This window comes from Pseudomonas sp. NPDC089743 (genome assembly GCF_044748785.1).
GTDB classification, from domain to species: domain Bacteria; phylum Pseudomonadota; class Gammaproteobacteria; order Pseudomonadales; family Pseudomonadaceae; genus Aquipseudomonas; species Aquipseudomonas putida_X.
Genome location: NZ_JBIVGS010000006.1, coordinates 110,804 through 135,249 on the forward strand (window position 1 = coordinate 110,804; position 24,446 = coordinate 135,249).

General features: G+C 61.4%; 22 protein-coding genes and 1 pseudogene. 6 read left to right on the top strand and 17 right to left on the bottom strand.

The window, feature by feature from the left end; translation table 11 throughout:
- Nucleotides 1–109: 109 nt before the first annotated feature.
- The 10 genes and pseudogenes from ACIPZC_RS13180 to ACIPZC_RS13225 form a co-directional block, all read right to left on the bottom strand.
- Entirely contained in the window at nt 110–250 is a 141-nt protein-coding gene (locus tag ACIPZC_RS13180) for a hypothetical protein (protein WP_349974624.1), read from the bottom strand.
- Nucleotides 247–1,050: a DUF6708 domain-containing protein gene (locus ACIPZC_RS13185; protein WP_400627364.1), complete on the bottom strand. Its 804-nt coding sequence runs from the start codon at nt 1,048–1,050 to the stop codon at nt 247–249. The genes ACIPZC_RS13180 and ACIPZC_RS13185 overlap by 4 nt, the downstream gene beginning before the upstream one ends.
- Nucleotides 1,047–1,322, bottom strand: a pseudogene (locus ACIPZC_RS13190) (hypothetical protein); the annotation flags it as partial. The gene ACIPZC_RS13185 and the pseudogene ACIPZC_RS13190, both read right to left, overlap by 4 nt.
- Before the next feature lie 95 nt (nt 1,323–1,417).
- Entirely contained in the window at nt 1,418–2,038 is a 621-nt protein-coding gene (locus ACIPZC_RS13195; RefSeq protein WP_400627366.1) for a DUF6708 domain-containing protein, read from the bottom strand.
- Between the two features lie 182 nt (nt 2,039–2,220).
- Complete coding sequence (locus ACIPZC_RS13200) at nt 2,221–5,421, bottom strand: T6SS effector BTH_I2691 family protein (RefSeq protein WP_400627368.1); 3,201 nt, start codon at nt 5,419–5,421, stop codon at nt 2,221–2,223.
- Nucleotides 5,418–6,341 carry a hypothetical protein gene (locus ACIPZC_RS13205; protein ID WP_400627370.1) on the bottom strand — a complete coding sequence of 308 codons (924 nt, stop codon included), beginning with the start codon at nt 6,339–6,341 and terminating at the stop codon, nt 5,418–5,420. The genes ACIPZC_RS13200 and ACIPZC_RS13205 overlap by 4 nt, the downstream gene beginning before the upstream one ends.
- The gene (locus ACIPZC_RS13210) at nt 6,338–8,410 is read right to left on the bottom strand and encodes a type VI secretion system Vgr family protein (RefSeq protein WP_400627372.1); all 2,073 of its coding nucleotides are present in this window, start codon (nt 8,408–8,410) and stop codon (nt 6,338–6,340) included. Before ACIPZC_RS13210 ends, ACIPZC_RS13205 begins: the two co-directional genes overlap by 4 nt.
- A 26-nt stretch (nt 8,411–8,436) precedes the next feature.
- Nucleotides 8,437–9,318 carry a type IVB secretion system protein IcmH/DotU gene (icmH, locus tag ACIPZC_RS13215; RefSeq protein ID WP_241804665.1) on the bottom strand — a complete coding sequence of 294 codons (882 nt, stop codon included), beginning with the start codon at nt 9,316–9,318 and terminating at the stop codon, nt 8,437–8,439.
- Nucleotides 9,319–9,513: 195 nt separating this feature from the next.
- Nucleotides 9,514–9,879 carry a YbaN family protein gene (locus ACIPZC_RS13220; protein WP_241804664.1) on the bottom strand — a complete coding sequence of 122 codons (366 nt, stop codon included), beginning with the start codon at nt 9,877–9,879 and terminating at the stop codon, nt 9,514–9,516.
- Nucleotides 9,880–9,886: 7 nt separating this feature from the next.
- The gene (locus ACIPZC_RS13225; protein ID WP_012315632.1) at nt 9,887–10,474 is read right to left on the bottom strand and encodes a YecA family protein; all 588 of its coding nucleotides are present in this window, start codon (nt 10,472–10,474) and stop codon (nt 9,887–9,889) included.
- Between the two features lie 244 nt (nt 10,475–10,718).
- Between ACIPZC_RS13225 and recQ the strand changes: the two genes are divergently transcribed.
- Complete coding sequence (gene recQ / locus ACIPZC_RS13230) at nt 10,719–12,863, top strand: DNA helicase RecQ (protein ID WP_400627375.1); 2,145 nt, start codon at nt 10,719–10,721, stop codon at nt 12,861–12,863.
- Between the two features lie 141 nt (nt 12,864–13,004).
- Nucleotides 13,005–13,442, top strand: coding sequence for a MarR family transcriptional regulator (locus ACIPZC_RS13235; RefSeq protein WP_241804662.1), 438 nt, complete (start codon nt 13,005–13,007; stop codon nt 13,440–13,442).
- Nucleotides 13,443–13,463: 21 nt separating this feature from the next.
- Here the strand turns inward: ACIPZC_RS13235 and ACIPZC_RS13240 are convergent, their stop codons facing one another.
- On the bottom strand, nt 13,464–15,647 hold the full coding sequence (locus ACIPZC_RS13240) for a patatin-like phospholipase family protein (RefSeq protein WP_241804661.1): 2,184 nt from the start codon (nt 15,645–15,647) through the stop codon (nt 13,464–13,466).
- Nucleotides 15,648–15,713: 66 nt separating this feature from the next.
- On the opposite strand from ACIPZC_RS13240, the gene ACIPZC_RS13245 reads away from it, so the two are divergent.
- Nucleotides 15,714–15,995 (top strand): SelT/SelW/SelH family protein, encoded by a 282-nt coding sequence (locus ACIPZC_RS13245; RefSeq protein WP_241804660.1) that lies wholly within the window; start codon nt 15,714–15,716, stop codon nt 15,993–15,995.
- On the opposite strand, the gene ACIPZC_RS13250 is transcribed toward ACIPZC_RS13245, so the two are convergent.
- Nucleotides 15,996–16,886: a DMT family transporter gene (locus ACIPZC_RS13250; RefSeq protein ID WP_400627378.1), complete on the bottom strand. Its 891-nt coding sequence runs from the start codon at nt 16,884–16,886 to the stop codon at nt 15,996–15,998. It lies immediately after the preceding gene.
- A gap of 110 nt (nt 16,887–16,996) precedes the next feature.
- Nucleotides 16,997–17,770 (bottom strand): AraC family transcriptional regulator, encoded by a 774-nt coding sequence (locus ACIPZC_RS13255; RefSeq protein ID WP_241804658.1) that lies wholly within the window; start codon nt 17,768–17,770, stop codon nt 16,997–16,999.
- Between the two features lie 127 nt (nt 17,771–17,897).
- Between ACIPZC_RS13255 and ACIPZC_RS13260 the strand changes: the two genes are divergently transcribed.
- Nucleotides 17,898–18,710 (top strand): UDP-2,3-diacylglucosamine diphosphatase, encoded by an 813-nt coding sequence (locus ACIPZC_RS13260; RefSeq protein ID WP_400627381.1) that lies wholly within the window; start codon nt 17,898–17,900, stop codon nt 18,708–18,710.
- Between the two features lie 15 nt (nt 18,711–18,725).
- Here ACIPZC_RS13260 and ACIPZC_RS13265 read toward each other — a convergent pair whose 3' ends face one another.
- The gene (locus ACIPZC_RS13265; protein ID WP_241804656.1) at nt 18,726–19,037 is read right to left on the bottom strand and encodes a DUF962 domain-containing protein; all 312 of its coding nucleotides are present in this window, start codon (nt 19,035–19,037) and stop codon (nt 18,726–18,728) included.
- Between the two features lie 155 nt (nt 19,038–19,192).
- Here ACIPZC_RS13265 and ACIPZC_RS13270 point away from each other — a divergent pair, with 155 nt between their 5' ends.
- Complete coding sequence (locus ACIPZC_RS13270) at nt 19,193–20,254, top strand: AraC family transcriptional regulator (protein WP_400627383.1); 1,062 nt, start codon at nt 19,193–19,195, stop codon at nt 20,252–20,254.
- Here the strand turns inward: ACIPZC_RS13270 and ACIPZC_RS13275 are convergent.
- Nucleotides 20,211–21,665, bottom strand: a complete 1,455-nt coding sequence (locus tag ACIPZC_RS13275) for a TrkH family potassium uptake protein (RefSeq protein WP_241804654.1) — start codon at nt 21,663–21,665, stop codon at nt 20,211–20,213. The genes ACIPZC_RS13270 and ACIPZC_RS13275 overlap by 44 nt on opposite strands.
- A 181-nt stretch (nt 21,666–21,846) precedes the next feature.
- Between ACIPZC_RS13275 and ACIPZC_RS13280 the strand changes: the two genes are divergently transcribed.
- Complete coding sequence (locus ACIPZC_RS13280) at nt 21,847–22,404, top strand: NAD(P)H nitroreductase (RefSeq protein WP_267817849.1); 558 nt, start codon at nt 21,847–21,849, stop codon at nt 22,402–22,404.
- A gap of 113 nt (nt 22,405–22,517) precedes the next feature.
- Here ACIPZC_RS13280 and ACIPZC_RS13285 read toward each other — a convergent pair whose 3' ends face one another.
- Nucleotides 22,518–23,858 carry an ATP-binding protein gene (locus ACIPZC_RS13285; protein WP_400627386.1) on the bottom strand — a complete coding sequence of 447 codons (1,341 nt, stop codon included), beginning with the start codon at nt 23,856–23,858 and terminating at the stop codon, nt 22,518–22,520.
- Between the two features lie 58 nt (nt 23,859–23,916).
- Nucleotides 23,917–24,333: a Spy/CpxP family protein refolding chaperone gene (locus ACIPZC_RS13290; protein ID WP_241804651.1), complete on the bottom strand. Its 417-nt coding sequence runs from the start codon at nt 24,331–24,333 to the stop codon at nt 23,917–23,919.
- Nucleotides 24,334–24,446 lie beyond the last annotated feature (113 nt).

Below are 24,446 nucleotides of genomic sequence, written 5' to 3' on the forward strand. Positions count from 1 at the left end.
GGGCTGTCGCAACTACTGCAGGGTGAACACAGAACGGCCGCGTCATTGGACGACTACCTGAACTTCGAGGTCAGCGGCAGAGGGGCAATGTGGTCTCGACCATTAGAGGTCAGCAGCGTGGCGGGAGCTGCGCCGGTGCTCGCGCAACGGCCTTGCCATTGAAGGTGTAGTCGGCGCTGCCTGTTTCCACTACGCCAATGCCACATTTTGGGCAGTCATGGCGGTGATCTACCAGGACGACGGTATTCATGGTTGTTCTCCTTGGCCGGGAGCGGTGCGAGATTCAAGATCCATTTCGGGTGGCCATTGGACTTTGGGCGCTAGACGATGAAATGGGTTGCGCAGATCATCACTGTTCCAGTCCGTAGGCGCGTGGGTAAATGCTGGGAGGGCGTCCGGGCCTTCCTGCATAAAAATTCTCGCAAGTGCCCAGAATTGTTTGCCCTGTTCAATATTACCGGCGAAAAAAACGCGGTCGATCACTTCGTCGGTGCCGGGTTTGCGGACTGAGATCATGACTTTTTCAACTCGCCCACCGTATCCCATTGGGGTATTAACACTATAGACTTCGGCGGTAAGCTGTTCCCAGTCGTAGGCAACAGGTTTAACACCCCAGTCTTTCCGACCAAAGGGGTGAAGTCGATCAAATCTGTATTGATAGAAATAAACCCTCTGGCGGCGCCTGTTGAATCGAATAGGCTCGTTGCGCGGGTATGTAAGGTCCATGCGTATGTACGCAAATGTGATGAAGAAAACAATTGCGTAATAGGTTGTAAAAATGAGTAGGTCACTAACTTCTACTCTGGTGGGGGAGGTGAATTCTTCGTAGATGAAGTAGACGAGCATAATTAAACCCACGAGCATGAGTGAGCCGCCTACAATAGGGTTGTAGCCTCTGAATTTGAATAGCGATCTCGGAAGCTCAATGTATATCGAGTCAACATGGCTTGGTGGTGCCAGAAACTCTTCTATCACTGGGTGGAAATCTGAAGGGGTGGCTGAGTCGGGTAAGTCATATTTCCAGCCGAAAGCTCTTCTGGGCAACGTCATATGTTAACTTCCTGTAGTTCAATTTCGGCATATGCACTTGGGATGTCGCGCTCTGGCAATAGGTCAAACCTCGTCGCGGCCAAGCCCGCTCGTAAAGGTTTGTCGCTGGCCTTAGGGGCGGGCTTGCTTGCGATGAGGCCAGTAATGGCGACCCCATCGTGGATCGTCTGATCTCCTTCGCATGCGACCGCTGTGCCCTTGATCAGATAACCCGCCGAACCATCAGTGATCACCGCACCACTACTGATCCGGCCGCCCACTCGGGCAACGGCCTTGCCATTGAAGCCTTAGTCGGCGCTGCCTGTTTCCACTATCCTAATGCCATGTATCGAGCAAACACGGCGGTGGCCTAACAGGGCGACGGCGTTCATGTTTTGTCTCCTTGGCCGGGGGCGGTGCGGGATTCCAGGTCCATTTCGGGGGGCCATTGGACTTTGGGGGCTAGGCGTTCGAACGGGTTGGAAAAGTCTTTTGTATTCCAGTCAACGGAGCTATGCACGAACGCTGGAATAGCTTCGATACCGTCCTGCATGAAAAGCTTCGCAAGCTCCCAGTACTGCTTCCCTTGTTCGAGATCACAGGAAAAAAATACCCGGTCGATTACCTCATCAGTTTCCGGGTTGCGAACTGATAACAGGATGTTTTCAATAAGTCCGCCGCCCCCCATGGGTCTGTAGATACGATAGACCTCTGCTGTAAGATCATCCCAGTTGTGAGCGATAGGTTTAACTCCCCAATTTCTTTTGCCTAAAGGGTTAAGTCGATCGAATCGGTACTGGTAGAAGTAGACCTTTCGACGAGCCCTGTTGAAGCGAATAGGTTCGTTGCACGGTGTTTCTATTTCCATTCTTATGTATGGGATCATGATCCAATAACCAAAAAGGTATGTGGAAATGCTGATTGCAATTATGTCCAATCTAAGTTCTGATGGTGAGATCAATGCTTCCAGTATCGGTGCTACTATCAAGAAGAAGCTCAGTAGCGTCATTATGACTCCTGTTACAATCCAGTAGCCTCTGATTCTTATCGTCCTTCTGGTGAGCTCCATGTAGATACTATTGACATGGTTGGGTGGTATGTCCAGTTGAGCTGTGATGTCATCCGTTTTGGCTGGGGTGTTGGGGCCGGGTAAATTGTAAATCCTGCCTCGTGGGCGATAGACGTCTATCATTAGATATAATCCTGAATAGTGATCTCGGCGTAACTGTTCGGGCTGTGGCGATCTGGCCAGTAACTGACGAAAAGACTGGCGGCATGGATGTTGTGTTGGGCGATCTCTGGAATGAGCTCAAGATACCCTTTGAGTTCAAGAGTGTGCGTCAGGTGAGTGGTAGGGTTTTTTATCGGGCGTTCGTTTTTATTGATAATTAAACTTTCTGGTCGGTAGTCAGTGAACTTATGTCGCTTTGAGGGAGCTATCGCATATTGTTTTGAGGTCCGTGTTGGCAAAGGGGGAGTGAAAAAGCTTTCCTCGGCTATAACTTCCCCGCCATTATAATTGGGAGAGCGGCCGTCTCCGTGTCGATGAAGTACGATAACCCACTGATAGCTCGACGTTTTCTCGGTGAACGCTGGGAGCGAGAGGTGAAACTCTATCCACTGCTTTTTTTTCGAGCCCGCTGGATCACCGACTTTAGATGTTATGGTAGAGCTCTTGAATGTGAGCGAGCTTGAGATGTTTAGCGTAGCGGCATTCAGTTCTGCGAAAGCAATATCAGCAAGTTCTGGAGTTTTCCAATGAATCTTTGGGGTCTCTTCCGCTTTGCCGAAGTAGCAGCGCATCATCCAGCGCTCGATGGTGTTTGATTCTGCGGATGCTGCATATTTGATTAAGCTGTATGTGATAATGCTAAATGCAATAGCAGCTCCGAGAGGGCCGTAAAGCAGCGGGTTGAATACTGCTGCGATTGAGGCTGCGGTTCCTAGCAGCGCTGAGAAGGCTGCGGCCTTATAATTAGTATTTGCCCAGGTGTCACCAGCCTGCTTGGACCGATAAGCCGCGAGAATTGCTTGAACACCATCGAACACCCCAGAAGTAGCACTGACTAACGCTCCGATTCTGAATATTGATTGGCCCAGTGGCACGCTAGTTTGCCCTGATTTGCTCAGTATCAACCCTAGCGCCTCAATACCTCCACCGAGCACTCCAACACTTGAGCCATAAAACGCGGTCATGGCTTCAGCAGACTTAGCCCCAGTTTCCTCTTCCACTTTTTTCAGGTTCTTGCCCAGGCTGTCACTCAGCAAATACAACCCGCCCAGCGTGAGCAGCAACTCTCCGCTTCCCGCCACCCCCTTCAGCCCAGAAAAACTGCGTCGCACCATCTGCGACGCCTGCAGCGCGCTGATCCGTATCCCCTCGAGCATTTTCCGCGCACCGGGCTCCAACGTGCCCGCCGCGACCCTTATGTCTACCAGGCTCATCTGCGCCGCGTGACTGAGCTGGTTCACATTCTGGCTGACCTCCTGGAGCAGCTGCTCTCGCAACATCTCAGCCTTGCCCTCGACCCAGACGCTGACGTCGATCAGCGTATGCGCCACCTTGGGATCGAGGACCGCTAGGCTCAACAAACCGCTCTGGATAATCGGTTGTACCTTGCGGGCGTTCATCTGGGCGCCGGCTTTCAGTTCTTCGAGACTAGGCATCATCCGGTCTCGCGCTTTGGCCAGCGTGGCGCTTGCCTTGTTTTGCAATTCCCGAAGGTGCGCATTCTGCAGGGCGTAGTACTCGCCCAGTTTCATCTTTACCTGCAGCTCGACCAGGTGTACGCCGTTATAGAGGTACTGACTGGCGCTGTTCAGATGTCGCACGGCTTGCTGGATACCTGGGCCGAGCAGGGCCTGCAGGCGTTGACTGGCTGCATTCAACGCGCCTTGAGTTTGCGCGACCGCCTGATTGAGCTGATGACGCAGGTGAAGACGACCCTCTTCGCTGGTGATCATCTTGCTCAACGCCGCGTAGAGCTTTTCGCTGTCGTTCCAGTTGATGGGGGCGCTGGCGGAAAAACTGGGCAGCAGTGCCGCCAGTAGAAATTCATTGCGTAGCAACACGGCGCGGTAGGGTGGGCTGTTTGGGTCCTGCAGCCATTTGAGCCACAGCGCTTCGCTGGTGCCGGAGGAGGGCTGGCCATGCGCTGCGCTGGTTGCAGCCGCCTCGGTGACGCCGCCAGCCAGGCAACCGGCCATGGTCTTGCTGTAGGCCACGCCGGACTCACGATCATGGCCGTCATAGTCGTATTGCTCGATCAGCGTGAACATCTGGCTTTGGCAGCGTTCGGCATAGGCGTTGGCGTTCTGGTCGATATAGGCCTGGAACTGGCGTTCCTGCCGATCGTATTCGTCCTGGAACGCGGCACGCTGGGGCTCGTGGTAGCGCTCCTCAAGGCGTTTATCGCTTTGTTGCTCCTGCACCGCGACGAGCCGTTGCCTCTCCACCTCGGGCGCAGCAAAGGCCGGTGCCCCATCACCTGTAGTCGGGGCTCCGAACGGCGCGACCTGCTGCGCCGCCCACTGTCTGTGCGTAGCCCGAATGATCTGCAGAATTTGCGATGTCTGGAATTGGTAGGCGCGCAGCGGGTCCTCGCGCCATGCCTGGCGTTTGACGAGCCAGCTCAGGCGCTGATGGTTGTACTCCTGCACCAGCCCGACCGTGTCATCCAGCACCACGGCTAGTACGCCCTGTTCGAGTTGGTGCCTGTTCATGGCATTGACCACGAAGCCACGCAGGGCGGTTCGGCGCAACAGCCGGCTGTGAAAGCCATGTGCACTGTCGAAGGGTGCGCAACGCTGCTGGGCGTATTCAAAGACCTGCTTGTCTACCTGCAGGTTGTCTGGGGTCATCGCCAAGCCCAGCAGTTGCGGGTGCTCACGCGCCTGAACCAGGTCCAGGCCCTCGAAACGCTGCGCAGGTGCATGGCCGCGCTTGTACGCATCCAGCACGCTGCGCGGCCAGGCGTCACTGGAAAAGGCCAGCCAGGCCGAGCCGTAGGCTTCGCTGTCGAGGGTGAGAAAAGACGAGGGGATATCGTGGTTTTCGTTCAGGCACCGGGCGGGCAGCGAAGGCGGCGGGCCGGGCGGTGGCTCGTAGGGGTTGAAGCGGCGCAGGTGGCCTTGGTCGGTGACCTCGTAGGCCTGCCAGATGCGCTGGTCGAGCAGCACGTACAGGTAACCGGAGCGCAAGGTGCGTAGCCCCATTCGGGTCTCGACATGGGGCTCACCGGCCACGGTGCCGGCGTAGCCCGGGCGCGTGTCGGGCACCAGGGCGCGGCGCAGTGGCAGGATCGGCAGGCCTTGCCGCTCACAGGCCCTGCACGGGTCGACCGAGACTGCGGCTTCGGCGAGGGCGGTGGCGACGCGTTGGCTGATGCTCATGGGCGAACCTCTGAAGGGCCAAGGGTGGCGATCATTTGCCGCCAGTGCGCATCGTCGTGGCGGGCGAGCAGTGGCGCGAGGGGACGTTGCTGTTGCACAGCGGCGTCGATGATCTGGCGCACGTAGGGCGCGGCGTGCAGGCGAGGGTGCAGGTACAGGTGGTACAGGGCGAAAACCAGGATGTCATCGGTTGCGCTCAAGCCCAGCCTGCGAGCGTCATCTATGTGGTTGGAGGCTTTTACCGCAGCGAACGCCGGTAGCGGCCTTGGCTTCGGATCAGCAGGGCCTGATGGCAGGGCTCGCCAGGCCGCGAGGAGCATTTCGATCAACGCCACGTCGTCCTGAATGCGCAAGGCGGACGCAGGCAAGCCGCTGCGAGGACGGGCTTCACCGCTGAAACCAGCCAGCTGCGCGCCGCTGCTCACGAACAGCCAGTGCTTGATCGGCCACCAAGGCCCGCGCTCCACGTGTTCGAAGCTCGCAGCCAGCAGTTCGAGGCGCACGGGTTCGTAGAGGGGGTAGAAACGGGGCTCGCTTGCGGAACCGGGAAGCCGGCACAGTGCTGCCAGGTGCGCAGCGATTACCGATGCCGGTGCTTCGCTCAGCAACCAGCCACACACGTGGCGCTTTCGGCGCTGGTTATCACGTTGTGCTGCATGGGCAGTCATCTTCAGCAGTGGCGGGCTCGGTTTCGCGCCGGGTGATGACAGGCAGGCCAGCACGGGGTGCAGCTGCGGGGCATGGGGCAAGTCGGCTCGAATCACCCGACTCATCGCACCTTCCCCCAACGCTTTCTTCAAGTGTGAAAGCACGGATTGGTCGCTGTTCTCGGGTATTGCCAGCGGGTCGATCAGTACATGGCAGTGCAGCTCTGGGGTGTGGTAGTCGGCGATGAGTTGGAGCAAGGCTTCGGTGCTCATCGGCGTCGTTCCTCGCACTGGCTGCCGGTAACGGCGGCGAGGTCCAGTGCCAGGGCGTTTCCAGCGCCTTTTGCCCCGGCTTTGGTCGGCCCAAGCAGGGTGAGTGACAGGCCATTGAGGGTGATGCCTTCGGCGTCCAGCACGATGCTGCCCCCCGGGCTTCTGAACTCGATACGTTCGCTGGCGCGGAGCTGGTAGACGGTCGTCTGCTGATCCACGCCATCGCCGACGCTGATCTTCTGGCCGCCTTTGACGAGTAGTGCGCTTTGACCTCCGATGGTGACAGAGTGATTGACCCCCGTGGATTCGCAGCGGTCATTGCCGACGTGCTCGATCAGGTCGTGGCCAACCTTCACCTTGCACGTTCGCCCCGTCCGTTCGGTGCGGTCCTGGCCTATGTCCTGGCAAAGATTGTTGCCGACACTCAGCTGTTCATCATTGCCCACTTGCTCTACACGGTTGCGCCCGATGCAGGTCGACTCATCGTTGCCGACTTCGATGTTCTGGTCCCGTTGCGCATGGATATAGAGTTCCTCGCGCCCCAGCTCATCCTCGAAGCGCAGCTCATTGAAGCCTGTGCCCTTGTGAGTCTGGCTCTTGATGGTCATGCGCGTCTTGTGCTGTGGCAAGTCGTAAGGGGGCAGCTGATTACCGCAGTAGGTGCGCCCGGTGATCATCGGTTGGTCCGGGTCGGCGTTGACGTAGTGGATGATCACGTCCTGGCCAATGCGCGGGATGGCCATCGAGCCCCAGCTCCCACCGGCCCAACCTTGCGAAACACGCACCCAGCAGGAACTGAACTCGTTGTTCTTGCTTTCCCGGTCCCAGGGGAAGCTGACCTTGACCCGGCCCCACTCATCGCAATAGATCTCTTCGCCGGCCGGACCGACCACGGTGGCCATGTGTGGGCCATCGATGCGCGGTTTGGGCAGCGGCTGTGGGCGCCACTCGAAGCGGCCGGGTACCAGTACTGCAGTCTGCTGGTAACGGGTACCCTGCTCGGCACCAGCGGCTTCGTCCTCCAGGCTGGAGTACTGGATGCCTTCGTGGGCCACGCTTTTCACGCGCCAGTGCACGTTGAGGTCGTCACGCTCGTGGTTGACGAGGTTGAAACTCAGGCCGGGTTGCAAGCGCTCGTCATCGCCTTCGACCTCGGCAACGCGTGCGTCATGGCGCAAACCGGTGATGCGGGTTTCGGTGAAGGGCTTGCCGACCGCGTCGCGCTTGTAGCGGCCGGGATAATCGAAGCGTTCGTACGCCTTGGACTGGTGCTCGAGGTGAGTACCGGTGGCGCGATGCTCCTGGCGGTACTCGGGGTTGGTGAAGGTATGGTCGCGTTGCACCTGGCGTGCTGTGCGTACTTGTTCGCTGTAGTGGAAACGACGCAGGCAGGGTTCGGCCTGATAGCCGCCGCTGTTTGGGTTGTACAGCACGGTGTAGCCAGCTGCGGTTTCATCGCGCTCGACGCGGGCCAGCTCTCTATCCTTGATCACGCTGATCGTGCCCAGCGAAAGCACCCGGTCAGTGATGACCAGTTCGTGCCGTTCAGCGGTGTGCTTGAAGCGATAGACGAACCCTGCCTCGCCTGCCAGGCGGGCGAAGAAGTCAAGGTCAGTTTCGCCAGCCTGAACACAAAACTCGCGGGGTGGGTCGTCGTTTCTGATAATGAACTGGGACCGGGTAATGCCTTGGCGTTCGAGCATCAGCTCAAGAATCTGTCGTGTGGTTTTGTGCTGGAAGATGCGCCAGTTCGAGCGCAGGCTGGCCCGGGCCAGTTGCGGTTCGACCAGCGCTTTGTAGCGCGTACGATGAAAGCCGGTCTCCCCTTGAGTAAAGCTGCTGACCAGGCCGTGCACATAACGCACCGGGCATTCGTCACGCCAGATCGTGAACAGCACAGGCTTGTCGAGCAGGTGACCGAAGTCGACAGCGTGCTCGAAACTGACCAGTTCCAGCGTCAGGGTGAACGGCTGGCTCAGTTCCTCTTCGAGGGTGAACGACACCACATCGAATTCGCCATCGCCCACGAGCGGCTCAAAGGTGTAACGCAGATCGGATTGGCTAGACACGGTTCCTCCTGGAAGCACTTTTCCAGCTACTGCTGCAAAATGAGGTCGAGCGATTCGAGTACTTCTGCGGTGAGCAGGCCCAGGCGGTAGCTGTAATAGCTGTACGCAGCTACCATGGCCAAAGCCGATATCACCAATGGACTCCACCAAGGCAGCCAATCGCGTGGCTTTTTGTACGGGCGCATGACGACATTGGTGTAAGGGTCGCAAACGTCTTCAGGCACGGGCCCGCGAAGTTGGCGGATGATGCCGTGAAGTTCCGTTATCAGTGCGTCCAGCAGTTCATCGCCTTTGGGCTCTAGGGCGTACTTGCCTTTCAGGCCAAAGCACAGGCACAAGTAGAGAAATTCCAGAACATCCTGGAAACGCTCAGGCTCTTGCATCATGCGCGAAAGCACCGCGAATATTTTTTCGCCACCCTGAGTGTCCTGATGAAAATCGCTGAGCAATGTTCGGCCACTCCAGACGGAGTTGCTGCCCCACGGTGTGGCCATGACGATTTCGTCGAGGTGCAGGCACAAGGCATAGGAGTAGGCCTGCATCTGGATAGCGTCGTAGCCGCGCTGGCCCACCTCTTCGAGAATGGCGCAAATCTGCGTGTGCACCTGCTGGCGTAGCGCCGCGATATGGGGGAGTGCGTCCAGGGTGCGAAGGCGCATGGCCAGGCCGAACAGCGGCATGGCTGCATCGACCATCAGGTTGCTGTGGCCGCCCCTCAGCTGGAATTGCGGGTCGGCTGGATAGCCGCACACGTTGATTTCAGGGCCCGCTGAAGAGCCTTGAGCCGATGAGGGGGGATCGCCCCACACCGCCTGTTTGAGCAGCAGATTCGCTCGGCGCTCGGTTACGTCGTAAGGAGGAGTGTTCGAATCGTCCGTTTCAGTGCAACGCCTCGTTTTATCTGGCATTGGTAATCCTCGCGCACTGTTAGTGTCCATGTTTTAGCTGTGGACCTAACACTAACGGGGAACTGAATCTTAGTGCAGATTTTGGCGTCCTAAAATGATGTAGGAATTGTCGCTAATATATATTTGTAATTGTTGCAGTGAAAATAAACGGCAAAAATTGATCAACAGGAAGTACCCGTTGGCAACAGGGCCAATTCAGTCAGGTTTGCGCAACGTCTTCTGCTTCAGAATGTACAGGCTGACCAGCACCGCACTGGTCAGCATGAATGCCCGCGCCCAAAACAGGGGTACCAGGAAGCACGACAGGCCGATGCTCGCCCACATCAGGCCGATGGCGTACACCTTGCCCTTCAAGGGGATACCTTCACCGCTCAGGTAGTCGCGGATCCACGGCCCCAGGGTGGGGTGGTTGACCAGCCAGTGATGAAAGCGTGGCGAGCTGCGGGCGAAGCAGGCCGCCGCCAGCAGCAGAAAAGGGGTGGTGGGCAACACCGGCAGGAAGATCCCCAGCACCCCCAGCGCAACGCTGAGCCAGCCGATGGCCAGCAGCAGGTAGCGCACAGCCGACTCAGTGGTGGCGGGGCTTGAGCAGCGCAGGCTTCTCGTCAGGCGCGTGCAGCAGCAGGAACAACGCGCTCAGCGCCTCTGGGATCTGCACGATCATGTCGTCCTGCAGGTTGGCGTTGCTGGCGATGTCGGCGAACTCCGGCTGCTCGTCGAACAGGCCCGAACCGACCATGATCGGCAGCAGCATCTCGCTGACTTCTTCTTCGGCGTTCTCGAACCAGGCCTCTTCACGCAGGAAAACGCCTTCCATGAAGCCGATGCACCAGCCGCGCAGGTCGGAGTCGTCCGGCTCGTCGGTCAGGTCCAGGTCGCACGGCAGGTCGAATTCTTCGTCGCTGGCCAGCTGGCGGGCGATGTGGCCCTTCAGTGCCACCAAGGTAGCTTCGATCTCGGTGCGCTGGGCATCGCTGGCGTAATGAGGCTCTTCGGCGAACAGTGCGTCGATCCATTCACGCTCGGGGACGTCTTCCGAGCAGATCGACAGCGCGGTCAGGTAGCCGTGGGCGGCGACGTAGTCCAGCGCTTCTTCGTGCAGCTCGTCGGCGTCGAGGAAGGCTTGCAGGCGGGTCAGTTGCTCGGCGAAGGACATTACAGGGCTACCTTGGGGAATAAACGATAGTGAATTCTAGCACCTTGCGGCGATGGCGGGGCAAAGGGAACGTCTGTCACCGGGCATCCTGTACAGGCTGGCACTGGGGTATACTTCGCGGTTTTTCACCCAGGGGCGGGTTTCCCCGGCTTCTGGCAAAAGCCGCTTACGCATTTGGCGTGTGCGGAGCGGGTTTTTCGTCCAGCCTGTGTCCAGGATGGTACGGCGATTTGTGGAGTTGCACATGCTCGAACAGGCTCAGCGCGTTCTCAAGGATATCTTCGGCTACGACAGTTTCCGTGGGCGCCAGGCAGCAATCATCGAATGCGTGGCCAATGGTGGCGATGCCCTGGTGCTGATGCCCACCGGCGGCGGCAAGTCGCTGTGTTTCCAGGTGCCGGGGTTATTGCGCCCGGGCCTGACCGTAGTGGTGTCGCCGCTGATCGCGCTGATGGACGATCAGGTCGCCACGCTCGATGAACTCGGGGTCGCGGCCGCGGCCCTGAACTCCACCCTCAGTGCCGAACAGCAGCGTGATCTGGCCGGGCGGCTGCGCCGCGGTGAAGTGAAGATGCTGTACCTGGCGCCTGAGCGCCTGGTGCAGCCGCGGATGCTGGATTTCCTGCGCGGCCTGGACGTTTCCCTGTTCGCCATCGACGAGGCCCACTGCGTTTCGCAATGGGGCCACGACTTCCGCCCCGAATACCTGCAACTGGGCCAGCTGGCCGAGCTTTTCCCGCATGTGCCACGCATCGCCCTTACCGCCACCGCCGACATGCGTACCCGTGAGGAAATCGTCCAGCGCCTGCACCTGCAGGGCGCCGAGCGCTTCCTGTCGAGCTTCGACCGGCCCAATATCTTCTACCGCATCGTGCCCAAGGAGTCGCCGCGCAAGCAGTTGATGGCCTTCCTCGGCGAGCGCCGCGGCAATGCCGGCATCGTTTACTGCCTGTCACGCAAGAAGGTCGATGAGACCGCCGCCTACCTGTGCGCCCAAGGCTTCCCGGCGCTGCCGTACCACGCCGGCCTGGCTGCTGAAACCCGTTCGGCCAACCAGCATCGCTTCCTCAACGAGGAAGGGCTGATCATGGTCGCCACCATCGCCTTCGGCATGGGCATCGACAAGCCTAACGTGCGCTTCGTCGCCCACCTCGACCTGCCCAAGTCGCTCGAGGCTTACTACCAGGAGACAGGGCGTGCCGGCCGGGATGGCTTGCCGTCCGATGCCTGGATGGCCTACGGCCTGCAGGACATGGTGATGCTCAAGCAGATGCTGCAGAACTCCGACGGGGACGAGCGCCACAAGCGCGTCGAGCAACACAAGCTCGATGCCATGTTGGCGCTGTGCGAGGAAACCCGTTGTCGCCGCCAGGCGTTGCTGGCCTATTTCGATGAAGTCCTCGAACAGCCGTGCGGGCATTGCGACAACTGCGTCGACCAGGTCCAGACCTGGGACGCCACCGAGCCTGCGCGCCAGGCGCTGTCGGCGGTGTTCCGTACCGGCCAGCGGTATGGTGTCGGCCACCTGATCGATGTGCTGCTTGGCAAGGATACCGAAAAGGTGCGCAATTTCGGCCACGAGAAACTGTCGGTGTTTGGTGTTGGCAAGGCGATGGCCGAGGTCGAATGGCGCTCGCTGTTCCGCCAGTTGGTGGCGCGCGGCCTGGTCGACATCGACCTGGAAGGCTACGGTGGCCTGCGCCTGTCCGACAGCTGCCGGCCGCTGCTGCGCGGCGAAGTGACCTTGCAGTTGCGTCGCGACCTAAAGCCGCAGACCGTGGCGAAAACGTCCTCGGGCGGCGGCAGCCCGGCCAGCCAGTTGGTGCGCGCCGAGGAGCGCGAATTGTGGGACGCGCTGCGCACGTTGCGCCGCAAGCTGGCCGAAGAGCACAGCGTGCCGCCTTATGTCATTTTCCCGGACTCCACGCTGCTGGAGATGCTGCGTAGCCAGCCTACCAGCCTCAGCGACATGGCCCAGGTCAGCGGCGTGGGTGCGCGCAAGCTGGAGCGCTACGGGCAGGCCTTCCTCGAAGTGCTCAATGACGCCGGTGGCACCACGGAGGCGCCCAAGGTGGTACTCGATCTGCGCCACGAACTGGTCAGCCTGGCCCGTGCCGGCATGACCCCGGCGCAAATCGCCGGCCAGCTCAATTGCAGCGAAAAGAACGTCTACAGCTTGCTGGCCGAAGCCATCGGCCGTCAGGAGCTGAGCCTGGACCAGGCGCTGGACCTGCCAGAAGACTTGCTGATGGAGGTGCAGGATGCCTTCCTCGATGGCGAAGGCGAGCTGCCGCCGGTCTCGACCATTGCCCCGCTGTTCGGCGCGCGCCTGCCCGAAGGGGTGCTGTACTGCGTGCGTGCTGCGCTGGCGGCTGAGTTCGAGCTCTGATGATGGAAGACATTTCGGACATCCACTGATCAATGTCATCCTTTTTGACGACTTTCAGACATTTCCGGGCGGGGCAGCCTTGCCTGATGGCCCGGGGCATGGTTAGCTGACTAATAATTAGTTCTAGTCAATGAGTTGTTTATGCCCCTGACCGACAACCAACACCGTTTCGGCATGCAGCTGGCCCAGATGTCCCGTGGCTGGCGCGCCGAACTGGATCGCCGCCTGGCCGGGCTCAATCTGTCCCAGGCGCGCTGGCTGGTGTTGCTGCACCTGGCTCGTTTCGAAGAAGCGCCTACCCAGCGCGAGCTGGCCAAAAGCGTCGGCGTTGAAGGCCCGACCTTGGCGCGTCTGCTGGACAGCCTGGAAAGCCAGGGCCTGGTTCGACGCCAGGCAGTGCTTGAGGACCGGCGGGCGAAGAAGATCCAGCTGTGTCCTCCGGCAAAGCCGCTGATCGAACAGATCGAAACCATCGCCAATGCCTTGCGCCTGGAATTGTTCACCGGGGTTGATGAGGCTGACCTGGATGTGTGCATGCGCGTGCATGCAAAGATTCTGGCCAACCTGGAAAAGTCCTGAGGCCCGATTCGGGCTTCAAGCTTAGAACGTGTTCCCCAGGTTCAAGTAGATTGCCTGCTCATCCGCCGTGTTGGCGCCATAGCTGAGGCTCAGCGGCCCCAGTGGCGTGTCCAGGCCCAGGAAGATACTCGCGGCATTGATGTAGCCACTGTCGAACTCATTGTCATTGTTCCACGCCCGCCCGCGCTCCAGGGACCCGCCGATGTAGAGTGGAAAGTCCAGCGGCAGATAAGAGCGCGGCGTGAGGCGGCGGTAATAGACCATGCGCAGCAGGCTCACGTTCTGCCCGGATACCGAGTCCTGGCGGAACCCGGACAGTTGCCGTGCCCCGCCAAGCACAAAGCTCGACGTCACCACCTCGGTGTCGTCGAGCGTGCGACCATACCCCCCACCGAGCACCAGCGTGTTCGGCCCGCTGCTCAATGCCTTGTCCAGATTGAACATCCATTGGCGGTAGTCCGCGTCCGAGTCCAGCGATTTGTCGTATTTGCGCAGGGTCAGGCCTATGTTCTCGCCACTGTGCGGGAAGTACACATTGTCGAGCGTGTCGAACGAGTATTTCAGCTCGTAGAAGCCTTCGTTGAAACTGACCTTGGGCAGGTCCTGTTCACCGATGCGCACCTCGGCCTCGCCCCAGGCCTTGCCCGCACCCAGGCGCACTTCGCCATAGGTGCCGATCTGGCGGCCGATGTTGAGGCCAAAGCCATAGCGTTCGAGGCGGTATTCGGCTATCGGATCGCTGTCCAGGGTGGCTTCGATATTCTGCGAGCCGAAGTCCAGATAAGGGGCGATGAAGTAGCGTGAACCCACGTCAAGTGGCTGGTAGAACTCGCTGTAAAGCTCTTGCTTGTCCCCGATCTGCGCGCGCGTCAGCCACTCTGCGCCCAGTTGGTTGATACCGTTGACCCGATAGCTGGCGCCCAGGTTGAAGGCACTGTCCCCGCGCAGGTCATCCGACAGGTTCAGGCCCAGGCGCAGGTAATCGGTGCCGCCGCGCTTGCCGCGGGCGTTGATCACCAAGGTGTTGTCGTTGCCTTTGTGGACCACGCGGTATTGCACGCGGTCGAAGTAGTCCAGGCCATACAAGGTGCCCATGTCGGTTTGCAGGCGGTCGAGTTCCAGCGGCTCGCCGATCGGCTGGCGGATGTAATAGCGGATCACGTCATCGCTGACCTTGGAGTCGTTCTCCACCTTGATGGCGGTGATCACCGGGGTGCGTTGGCGCGGTGAGCGTGCCATGGCCAGTTCGGCGTCCCCTTCAGGCTGGCGCAGGGCAGCCAGGCGAGGGTCGAGCAGGCGGGTTGCGCGGTAGCCGGCTTCGATCATGTCGCGCGCGCGGCCGAAGTCAGTGACGCCGAACGCCGCCAGCTGTGGCTGGATGAGGATGTCATCTCTGTGCAAACTGGCCAGCTGCTCTTCGGAATTGCGCCGGGTCATCAGCGTGATGGACTGGTTGAGTACGTCCACCACCGTGGCCAGTTGTTTGCGGTCACGCAGCGGGGTGCCGATATCGACCACGATGGCCAGGTCAACGCCCATGTCCCGGGCGACATCCACGGGTATGTTGTCGACCATGCCGCCATCGACCAGCAGGCGCCCATCAAGCTCGACCGGGGCGAATACCGCCGGGATCGACATGCTGGCGCGGATCACTTGGGGTAGGTGGCCGCGGCGGAATACCACTTTCTCGCCGCTGGCGATGTCGGTTGCCACGGCGCGGAATGGTATCGGCAATTTGTCGAAATCGCGGGTATCGGCGGTGTGGGCCAGCTTGCTTTCCAGCAGCAGTGCGAGGTTCTGGCCTTGAATCACGCCCAGTGGCAGGCCGAGGCTGCCGTCGTCTCGAAAACTCAGCTTCTGCTTGACCAGGAAGTCGCGGTCATCCTGCTTGCGCCGGAAGGGCACGTCCTTGCGCGGCGGGGCATCGGACAAGGCTTCCTGCCAGTCCAGCGTGGTGGCGAGCTTTTCCAGCTCCTCGACGCTGTAGCCGGACGCATACAGACCGCCAACCACGGCGCCCATGCTGGTGCCGGCGATGGCGTCGATGCGCACGCCCTGTTCCTCCAGGGCCTTGAGCACGCCGATGTGGGCCAGGCCACGGGCGGCGCCCCCGGAGAGTACCAAACCGACCTTGGGGCGTGCCGCCTCGGCGAGCACGGTGAAGGAGCTGAGCGTCAGCAGGAGGCAGAACAGCAGGCGGCGCATCGTGAGTCTCAAACAGGGGGCTAAAGACCGCTAGTATAAGCGGCCATCACCTGGAGAAAGCGCACCATGGCCGACAACAAGCCGGAAATCATCATCACCTATTGCACGCAGTGCCAATGGCTGCTGCGCGCCGCCTGGCTCGCCCAGGAACTGCTCAGCACCTTCGCCGATGACCTGGCCAGGGTGGCGCTGGAGCCTGCTACCGGCGGTACTTTCCGCATCACTTGCAATGGCGTGCAGATCTGGGAACGCAAGGCTGACGGTGGCTTCCCTGAGGCGAAGGTGCTCAAGCAGCGTGTGCGTGACCAGATCGACCCGCAACGCGACCTTGGGCACAACGACCGCTGATCAGGCGCCCTCGGCCACGGTGCGTGGCCTGGGCGGCTGCTCGGCGGCAAGGCGGCTGGAGAGCACGATGGCGAAGATGATCAGTGCACCGCCCAGCAGCATGCGCAGGGTTGGGGTTTCGGCGAACACCATCCAGGCAACAGCGATGCCGTAGATCGGTTCCATGCCGAAAACCAACGCGGCAGTACGTGCCTTGATCACCGCCAGGCTGGCGACGAACAGGCTATGGGCGACGCCCGTGCAGAAAACCCCCAGCAGGGCGATCCACAGCCAATCCATGGGCTCTACCGTACCCAGGCCCTGCGCAGCGAACGGCAGCAGGCACAGGCCGACCACGAGGTTTTGCCACAGCGCCGCCTGAACGGCAGGCAAGCGCCCGGAGCCTGCCCGGTTGGTCAGCGACAGTAGCGAAAACAGCAGGCCGGAAAGCAGGGCCCATAGCAGCCCGCCCGTGGCGTCGCTGGCCAGGTCGAAAGAGGGCGTCACCAGCACCAGGCCGATACTCACCAGCAACACCAGCAGCGCTTCATTGCGGCGGATGCGTTCATGGAACAGCAGCCCTTCGAGCATCACGGTGAATGCCGGGAAACTGGCGAAACCGAGGGTGGCGATAGCCACGCCACCGACTTTGACGGCGATGAAGAAGCTGACCCAGTGGCCGGCCAGTAGCACACCGCCCAGCAAGAGGCGCTGTACGTCCTGGCTGCGCAGGCGCTGCCAGCCTGGGCCGGCGATGCTGGCGAACAGCGCAAGGGCAAGCACGGCAAAGGCGGCACGGCCGAAGACGATGATGGCTGGGCTCGCGCTGGCGGCCAGTTTGCCAAAGACGCCGGTCAGGCCGAAGAACAGTGCGCCGATGTGCAGGGCGCCCAGGGCGGTACGGTGGTTCATGGTGATCCTTTGAAATCCGTCTGGTCAGGCCCGGCCTTGTCGTGCGGTTACCCCAACAGGCCGGGGCAGGCACAGTGTAAAGCCGCTGCCAAGCCCGGTCTGTCGCCACCCTAGCGTGGTTTGTCGCCAGATTCTCGTCGCAATGCACTCGGCACGCATCCGAACATGCGCAGCATCGCCGCCGAAAACGCACTTTGTGAACTGTACCCCACCTGCGCGGCGATCTCTCCCATCGGCAGCAATGTCTGGGTAACCAGCTCGCGCGCCTTGAGCAAGCGCCGCTGGCGGATGTAATCCATTGGCGTCATGCCGCACTCGGCCGTAAATCGCGCATGCAGCCGCGCACTGGACAACCCGGCGATGCGCGCCAGGTCGGCGACCTGCAGCGGGTAGGCTGCGTGTTGCTCGATATGGCTGTCGAAAGCGGCGTAAGGCAGGCGATGGCTGGGTGTGACATTGGCCGACGCCGCAGGGTTGAGGCAGGCCAGCAACAGCGCTGCGCCTTGGCGGGCGATCAGCGGGTCGTCCACCGGGCTTGCCGCCAGCCAGTCCACCAGTTGCTGTTGGCGAGGGTCCAGGCCCAGCGCGCCAGAGCGGTCCAGCAGGCGGCGGCTGGCGTCGGCATGCTCGCCGAGTTGCTCGTCCAGCCAATGGTCGCTCGGTACATCGAGCACCAGGCAGTGGCTGCCAGTATCGCTGCCACAGGTATGGTGGGCACCGGCGGGCACCACGATCAGGCCTTGACGGTCGATCCGTGCCCCGTGCCCTTGTACCTCGAAATCCAGCCGGCCGCGCAGGCCGAACACCAACTGTGGGTGGTCGTGGCTGTGAGCGATTACGTCATCGCGGTAGTGGCGAAGGGAAAGAATCGGGCCGGCGGCCATGGTGGGTCCTCGCAGGGCAGAGCGTCATTGTGCATCAATCCTGGCTGGTCAGCACCGGTCACATCGCTGCCACCAGCCTGTCATGTACCGATGCCAGTCTCCAGCAAACAGCGCCGGAGCCCGCCCCATGACCCATGCCGAACTCTCTCGCCCGTCGCGCAAGCAGCGCGTACGCACCCTGTGGATCTCTGACGTGCACCTGGGCACCCGCGACTGTCAGGCCGAACACCTGTCGCGCTTCCTCAAGGGCTACCAGGCCGACCGTATCTACCTGGTCGGCGACATCATCGATGGCTGGAAGCTGCGTGGCGGTATCTACTGGCCCCAGGCCCACACCAACGTGATCCGCCGCTTGTTGACCCTGAGCAAACGCGGCACCGAGGTGATCTACGTGACGGGCAACCATGATGAGTTCCTGCGGCGCTACTCCAGGCTGGTTCTGGGCAACATCCACCTGGTGGACGAGGCTGAGCACCTCACGGCCGATGGCCGTCGGTTGCTGGTGATCCATGGTGACCAGTTCGATGTGATTACCCGCTACCACCGCTGGCTAGCGTTCCTTGGCGATCGTGCCTATGAATGCACCTTGGTGCTCAACCGCTGGCTCAACCATTGGCGGGCCCGCTACGGGTATGGTTATTGGTCACTTTCGGCCTACCTCAAGCACAAGGTCAAAGGTGCGGTGAACTTCATCAGCGATTTCGAGGATGCCATAGCCCATGAGTGCACCCGCCGTGGCTTTCACGGGGTGGTGTGCGGGCATATCCACCATGCCGAAATCCGCAAGGTCGGGAACGTGGATTACCTCAACTGTGGCGATTGGGTGGAGTCCTGCACTGCGCTGATCGAGCATTGGGATGGCAGCATCGAGCTGTACCGGTTGGCCGACGCCCAGCTACGGCAGGCAGAGAGCGTGGCGGCGTCGCGCGAACCTGCGTGACAGCCGCCCGGGCAACTAGAGGCTGATCCTGCCCAGCAGAATGTCGCGGAACATGGCGAAATCGCCAATCAGGCTGTACAGCGGATGCTTGAAGGTCGCTGGCCGGTTTTTCTCGAAAAAGAAGTGCCCGACCCAGGCAAACCCATAGCCGAACACCGGCACCGCCAATAGCAGCAGCCATTTGCCGCTGGCGATGGTGTACGCCAGCAGGGCGATCACCAGGCTGGTGCCGACGAAGTGCAGGCGCCGACAGGTGGGGTTGCTGTGCTCCCCCAGGTAATAGGGGTAGAACTCGGCAAAACTGCGAAACTGCGCTGAGCTGTTCATGGGCAGTGCTCCAGGATTGACACTTTTTGACAGGATACACGGCGTGGAGCCTGAATCGAGTCTAGAGTCATTGGCGGAGCCTACCAGTGACAATAGGCGCCAAATGAGTATCCTTGGGGTTAACCGCATGAAGCGGTCAGCATAAGAAGCCTGTCATGAGCGAGAGAACCACGTCAGCCAGCTGGGCATCAGGGATTGTGAAGGCGCTCGAGCTGGAAGGGCTCGATTGCCCGGCCATGTTCGAGCAGCTCGGCCTGGATTTCGCTGCCCTCGACGACCCCGACGCGCGCTTCCCGCAGGATGCCATGACCCGCCTTTGGCAACTGGCTGTAGAGCTGTCGGGCAATGAAGCGATTGGCCTGAACATGGCACGGGTGGTCAGGCCGGCTTCGTTCCATGTGGTGGGCTACGCCTTGATGTCCAGCCGCACCTTGGCCGAAGGTTTCGAGCGCCTGGTGCGCTACCAGCGCATCATCGCCGAAAGCTCCGATCTGAGTTTCCGCCTGGGGCCTGAGGGGTATTCGCTGATCCTCACCGTGCACGGTGATCACCTGCCGCCGACGCGGCACAGTGCGGAGGCTTCGCTGGCCTGTGCGCTGGCGCTGTGCAAGTGGCTCAGCGGGCGACCCATCCAGCCGCGGCGGGTACTGATCCAGGGGCCTCAACCCAAGGACGTCGAGCCCTACAAGGTGGCTTTCCATTCCCCGCTGGTGTTCGGTGCGCCCCATGATGCGCTGGTGTTCGAGCGCGCCGACATGGAAGCTGCGCTCCCTACCGCCAATGAGGCCATGGCCATTCTGCACGACCGGTTTGCCGGGGAATACCTGGCACGCTTCGCTGAAAGCCGGGTGACCCACCGGGTGCGCCAGGTGCTATGCCGCATCCTGCCTCAGGGCGAACCGAAGCGGGAAACCCTGGCCCAGGCGCTGCACCTGTCCCAGCGTACGCTGCAGCGCCGCCTGCAGGAGGAGGGCACCAGCTTTCAGGCATTGCTGGACGACACCCGTCGTGAGCTGGCCGAGCAGTACCTCGCCCAGCCCGGCATGACCTTGCTGGAAACCGCCTACCTGTTGGGGTTCGCTGACCCGAGCAACTTCTACCGGGCCTTCCGCCGCTGGTTCGACGTTACCCCCAGCGAGTACCGCGCCCGTCTGGGCGCGGGCCCCGAGGCGGTCAGTGACGCCAGAACGCCGGCATGCACAGCACCAGCACCGTGATGATCTCCAGGCGGCCGAGCAGCATGCCGCCGGCAAGAATCCACTTGGCAGCGTCCGGCAGCATGGCGTAGTTGCCTGCCGGGCCGATCACTTCACCCAGGCCCGGGCCGACGCCTGAAACGGTTGCCGCGGCGCCGGTCAGTGCGGTCATCCAGTCCACGCCCAGCAGCGACAATAGCAACGCCATCACGCAGATGGTGATCGCGAAGAAGAACGAGAAGGTCAGGATCGAGCGCACGATCTCTTCGTCCAGGCGATGGCCGTTGTATTTCTGCTTGATCACCGCACGTGGATGGATCAACTGGTTGAGGCTGGCCTTGAGCAGGATGTAGGCCACTTGGAAGCGAAAGATCTTGATACCGCCGGCGGTCGAACCAGAGCAGCCACCGACGAAGCCCAGGTAGAAGAACAGCATCAGCGAAAAATTGCCCCACAGGCTGTAATCGCCCAGGGCGAAACCGGTGGTGGTGACCACGGAGGTCACGTTGAACGCAACGTGGCGCAAGGCATCGAGCCAAGGCAGGTTGGTGGTGACCCAGTACCAGGTGCCCAGCACCAGCCAGGTGACCACCAACAAGCCAAGCAGCCCCTGGACCTGCTGGTCGCGAATCAGCGCCCTGCGGTTGCCGCGCAAGGTGGCCACGTACAAGGCGAAGGGCAGGCTGCCCAGAATCATCACGACCACCGCGACCCAGTGCACGGCAGGGATGTCCCACTTGGCCAGGGACTGGTCAGAGGTGGAGAACCCCCCGGTGGAAATGGCTGACATGGCGTGGTTGATGGCGTCGAACGGCTTCATGCCGGCCCACCAGAAGGCCAGGGCGCCAAGCACCGAGAAGCAGACGTACACCCCGACGATCGACTTGGCGACCATGTGTGAGCGCGGCATGACCTTTTCCGAGCGGTCGGACGATTCGGTCTGGAACAGGCGCATGCCACCGATGCGCAGCAGCGGCAGGATCGCCACCGCCATGGCGATGAAGCCGATACCGCCGAGCCAGTGCAGCATCGAGCGCCACATCAGGATGCCCGGCGACATGGTATCCAGCCCGCTGAGCACGGTGGCACCCGTGGCAGTGATGCCGGACATGCTTTCGAAGAAGGCGTCGGTGTAGCTGATGTGCTGGGTCAGCAGGAAGGGCAGGGCGGCGAATACGCCTACCACCAGCCAGCTGCTGACGGTCAGCAGGTACATGTCGCGCGGACGCAGGTGCACATGCTCTGGACGGCCTTGGACGATCAGGAGCAAGCCTGCGACGAAGGTGATCAGGCTTGACCAGAGGAACGACGGCATGTCGCCGGTACGTTCGAAGATCACCAGCGTCGCCATGGGTACGACCATGCTGACCGCCAGGGTGATCAGGAAGATGCCGATGATGAAACCAATGATCCTTAAGGTCGGCAACGCCATGTGATCTGCTCTGACTTTGAACGGAGGGGCGCCATTCTACCTATGGGCCTGCCAGCTGCAAGCCGAGAGCTACCCGCAGGCGGAAATGGCAGTGTGCACCGGGTGGCTTCTGCGTGGCGCTTGCAGCTTGTGGCTTGCAGCTTGAGAATGGCCGCACATTCAACTGCCAGGAGGGTAGCCGATGGAGGCTCTCGACGCATTGCTCAACCGTGTATCCGTGCCACGCCTGACCGAACCTGCGCCCAATGCCGCCCAGCGTGAGGCGCTGTTCCAGGCTGCGCTGCGCGCGCCCGATCACGGCCAGCTGCGGCCATGGCGCTTTCTGACCATCGAAGGCCAGGGCCGCGACAAGCTCGGCGAGCTGTTTGCCGAAGCGGTGCAGAACAAGGGCGATGCCACCCAGGCTGCGCTGGACAAAGCCCGCGCCATGCCGTTGCGTGCGCCGCTGCTGATCGTGGTGATCGCCAAGCTGCAGGAGCACTACAAGGTGCCGATGTCGGAACAGCGCCTGGCCGCTGGATGTGCCGCGCATGGCATTCTGATTGCCGCGCATGCCCAAGGCATCGGTGCCGTGTGGCGTACCGGCGACATGGCCTTCGATGCCCATGTGCACAAGGGCTTGGGGCTGGGCGAGAACGAAGAGTTGATCGGCTACCTGTATGTCGGCACGCCGCTGGCCGAGCCGCGTACGGCGCCAGTGCTGCAAACCGCCGAGTTCGTCAGCGCCTGGGGCCAGTAACGCCAGGGCCGCTGTGGCTTGATCGCCGGCAAGCAGGCCCCCGCAAGGTGGTTTGCGTCAACGTTTAGACATTGGGTAAGGCAGCTGCTCCCACTGCTGCGGGAACGCTGAATTCAGCTGCCAACCTCCACTTCCAGCGGCAACTCCAGGCGGGCGACAAAACCACCCTGTGGGTGGTTCGCAAGTACCAGGCTCCCGCCATGGCGCTCCGCCGCCTTGCGCGCAATCGCCAGCCCCAGGCCATGCCCCGCTGCTTCCTGCCCGGGGGCACGGAAGAACGGCTCACCCAGCTGCGCCAGGTGCTCGGCCGACACCCCAGGCCCATGGTCACGCACACTCACGACGATGCGCCCCTGCTCGCGCCTGGCGCGCACTTCGATCGGCTGCCCCTGTGGGTTGAAGCGCAAGGCATTGCGCAGCAGGTTGTCAACGGCACGTTCGATCAGCGTTGGCCAGCCTTGCAAGGTCAAGCCTGGTTGCGCCTCCAGCCGAACGTCCTGCTCTGGCGCGCTGAGCTGTGCGTCCTTGCGCACACTGCCCAGCAGGGCGTTGAGGTCGACCGTTTCGGCGTGAGACTGTTCGGCATCGACCCGGGCCAGCGTGAGGATCTCGCTGATCAGGTCTTCCAGGCGGTCACATTCGCGGGTCAGGCGCGGCCACAAGGCTTGGCGTTGCTCGGCTTCAGCCCGTTCGGCGAGCGCCAGGGCGATGCGCAGGCGTGCCAGCGGTGAGCGCAGTTCGTGGGAAACGTCGCGCAGCAACTGGCGCTGGCTGCCGATCAGGCTCTGCAGGCGGGCGCCCATCTTGTTGAAGTCCTTGGCCAGCACGCCGAACTCATCGCGCCGTGCAGCCAGGCGCGCCAGGCTGTTCTGCTGGTAGCTGGCCTGGCCAAGGTCGTGCACGGCACTGCGCAAGCGGCTCAGAGGGCGGGTGATGGACAGGGTCACCAGCAGGCTGAACAGGGTCAGCACCACCAGGGCTATACCCAAGGCACTCAACGGCCAGAGCAGGCTCTCGCGGTGCCAGGCATCCAGTTCCGGGTGTGGAATTCGGTAGATCAGCAGGTACGTCTCGCCGCTCTCGGGGCTGGTGTACTCCTCGGTCAGGCGACGCCACGGCAGGTGCCGCTCGTCATTGCGCTGGCGGGCCTCGAAGGCTGCGGCGCGGCGCGGGAAGGTACCGGGCACCACCGCCTGGCCACTGTCGTCGAGTACCTGTACATCGATCTTGAAGCGCTGCTTGCGACGTTCGAGGAAATGCTGGGCCGACGCCAGGCCTTGGTGTTCATAGTGCTTGACCCAACGGCTGGCGAGGTTGCTGAGGCCGGGGTGGCGGCTGAGTATCCAGGCATCCTGGTTGAGCATGTGGCCCAGCAGGATCGACAGGCCTGCGACCAGGGTGATAGCCAGCCAGAAACTGGCCAGGATGCGCCAGAACAGAGAACGCAAGAGCACCTCCTAAACGGGAAAAGCCCGGCCCGCTTGGGGGCGGGCCGGGCATGGGTGGGACAGCTTACTGGGCCTTGGCGGCTTTTTCAGCTTTCCAGGCCTGGAATTCCTTCCATTCAGCCTTGCGTGCTTCGCGGGCTTTCTGCAGTTCGTCGAACTTCTTTTGCTGCTCTGGCTTGAGCAGGGCGCGGACCTGGCTGTCGGTCTTGTCGCGGCTGGCCTTGAGTTCGTCCTTCATGGCTTTCTGGTCTGCTGCTGGCAGTTTGGCCAGGTAGCGTTCGGTGATGTCGTGGCGGTTTTTCATCTGCTCGCCCATCAGCTTGCCAATCTGCTGGCGCTGGTCGCGGCTCAGGTCCAGTTGGGCGAAAGGCGCGTCACCGCGATGATGCGGGCCGTCGTGACGCGGGCCGCCGTCGGGCATGGCCATGGCCACGGTCGGCAGGGCAGCGGCGAACATCAGGGCGATCAAGGTCTTGCGCATGGTGTCTCTCCTGTCATGGGCCGGTGGTTACCGGATGAGCTCAGTTTAGGGAGATCAAGGTCAGGCGCGGTCAGCGAACGGTAAAGGCTGGGTAAAGAAGGGGCTTTGAGCTG